The sequence below is a fragment of the Tateyamaria pelophila genome, assembly GCF_019966495.1.
Classification (GTDB): domain Bacteria; phylum Pseudomonadota; class Alphaproteobacteria; order Rhodobacterales; family Rhodobacteraceae; genus Tateyamaria; species Tateyamaria pelophila.
The window spans coordinates 1-2,287 of the sequence record NZ_JAIMIA010000271.1; the positions used below are offsets into that span (position 1 = coordinate 1).

The 2,287-nt window shown below is 57.4% G+C and carries 2 protein-coding genes and 1 pseudogene; all 3 read right to left on the bottom strand.

What is annotated here, in order from left to right; all coding sequences use genetic code 11:
- Window positions 1-94 precede the first annotated feature (94 nt).
- Window positions 95-781 carry an ABC transporter ATP-binding protein gene (locus LC354_RS27525; RefSeq protein ID WP_223429114.1) on the bottom strand — a complete coding sequence of 229 codons (687 nt, stop codon included), beginning with the start codon at window positions 779-781 and terminating at the stop codon, window positions 95-97.
- Between the two features lie 58 nt (window positions 782-839).
- Window positions 840-1,769, bottom strand: coding sequence for a hypothetical protein (locus LC354_RS27530; RefSeq protein WP_223429115.1), 930 nt, complete (start codon window positions 1,767-1,769; stop codon window positions 840-842).
- Between the two features lie 161 nt (window positions 1,770-1,930).
- Window positions 1,931-2,287: pseudogene (locus LC354_RS27535) on the bottom strand (amidohydrolase family protein); the annotation flags it as partial.

Consider the following 2,287-nt stretch of genomic DNA (forward strand, 5'->3'; position numbering starts at 1 on the left):
CCAAGGATTAGCGCGACGCTCAGGCCAATCGCAAGCATCGTCAAACCGGCAACGAACCGGCGGTTCCACAGGCTGCGTAAACTGAAAACCAGCATCATTCGGTCCCTTGGTTCAGGTCGCGGAAGTCGAGACTGCGATTGAAATGACCCTCAAGGCTGCGGTCATGGCTGACGAAAAGCAGCGCGCTGCCCGCCTCGGCGCATTCCCGCGCCAGCAGATCGACAAAGGCCATCTTGGCCGCCTCATCCAGTGCCGAGGTTGGCTCATCCGCCAGGATCAGGTCTGGTTTGCCGATCAGCGCGCGCGCGGCGGCGACCCGTTGCTGTTGCCCGACACTTAGCTCGTGGGCCTGCTTCGATGCCAGAGACGGATCGGACAGACCCAATTCGTCAAGCAGACGGCGGGCCGTTTTCGCAGGATCGTCGCCCGCACGTGTGCGGCGACGCTGCGAGAATGTGCAGGGCAGAAGGACATTCTCGAGCGCGCTCAGCCAGGGAACGAGATTGAACACCTGAAAGATCATGCCGATGTGATCCACCCGAAACCGGTCCCGCGCACCACCGCGCAGGGCGCCAAGATCCTGATCCGCGACGCGGATAACCCCCTTCGGCACATCGACCACTCCCGCGATCGCGGACAGCAAGGTCGATTTTCCGCAGCCGCTCGGTCCAAACAGGAAAAGGCTCTCGCCGGACGCCAGAGACAGCGCGCCAATCCCCAGTGTACTGCGCTCCCCGCCCGGCCACCGGTAGACAAGACTTTCAATCCGCAATGGGTGCATACATTGGCCTCCCTGCATTAGATCCGCCCGACGCGCTTTCGCGCCTGAAGTTTCCGCCTCAGCGGGAAATCGCGTTGTAGATGAAGTTCGGGACAATCGGAGATACCCCGAAGGTTATTCCCCAATCCTGCCCGAAATCTTTATTTGACTTGGCGTAGTAGTCTACGCCCGCTTGAAACTTGACCGGAAGTTTGCCGATCTTCACGACCTTGCTGACCGAGAGGTTGATCGGTATCGTCGCTTGGTCATTTGCCCAGTCGTATTCCCATTTTGAATCGGTGAAGACCGTCCATGCATTCGGCAGGTAAAGGCCTGCGAAGAGTTCAAGTTGACTGTTTGAGTAGTCGTAACTGTCACCGTCAATATCCCATTGATGGGAGGGAAACACGGCCCAATAACCTTTGCTACCGAGCTTGGCGACGATGGCCTCGGGCCCAAGTCGCCATTGCCCCCCAGACACGTCGGTGTTGGTCGGAATTGTACCCTGCACGCCGCCGACGACAACGAACCCGCTGTCGTAGGACTTACCGATAGCGACATCATAACCGATATCTGCCCAGCCGCTCTCGTTTTTGAATTTACCGGTGTCTGAATTAAAAACAGGTTGCTTCCAGACGTACGCCAAGGCGGGACGTATGAACAGGTTGGTGGTGCCGGTATCACCAATCGGGAAGGGGAAAACCGGTTGGAACAATGAAACATTGCTGGATTGTTTGCTTGCACCCGGCAGTTTCCCGTCAAACGAGGTATGTATCTGCTTAAAATTAAGGGTGGCCAAAGGCGAGTTCGGGTTAGACAACTCCTTGGCGATCTCGGCTGCGGACTTTTCACCTTGTGCAGCCGGTGTCTGCTCCTGTCCGTCCGGGTCGTCGAACTGATCTGCGTTGGCGATCTGTGCGAGAACCGGCGTATTCGCTTCCTGAGCGCAGACGGCACTTGCCATAATCAAAAGGCCCAATGAGATCGGTATAGAGGGGTTCCAAAGCATTTACGTGCAATCCTTCCATGTCGTTGCCTGAGTGTGTGTCGTCGTGGTCTGGCGTTCCCGCTTGCGGTGATCAGGATCGCGGTCGCTCCGCCTTTGACCCACCCTTCGATGTGTTTGAGAAACCGCTGCAGGCGCTTGTGTAAAACACCTGCAGCAAGAGGTCACTCGATGGTATTCTTGTAGATCACGCCGTCCTTCATGATAATGACGAAGTTCTTTTCCGGGTCGGCGATCAAGTCGATGTTCTCGAGCGGATTGCCGTCGACCAGAAGCAGGTCGGCATAGGCACCCTCCCGAACCACACCGTTGTCACCGGGATAGGGATCGCGCGGCCCGGAACGCTTTAAGATCTGGTAATTCTGGCTGGTCGCAATCTTCAGCACTTCCCACGGCTTGAAATAGCGGGTGAGCTTTGCCAACTGCGCGCCCTGACGCGCGGCGAGCGCGGGGTCGCCCTGAGTGTCAGTGCCAAATCCGAAGAGCAGGTCGTATTTCTGCGCTAACGCGAAGGCTGTATC

Coding starts and splice junctions, on each gene's coding strand:
- LC354_RS27525 (WP_223429114.1), bottom strand. CDS start 781: ATGCACCCATTGCGGATTGAAAGTCTTGTCTACCGGTGGCCGGGCGGG.
- LC354_RS27530 (WP_223429115.1), bottom strand. CDS start 1,769: ATGCTTTGGAACCCCTCTATACCGATCTCATTGGGCCTTTTGATTATG.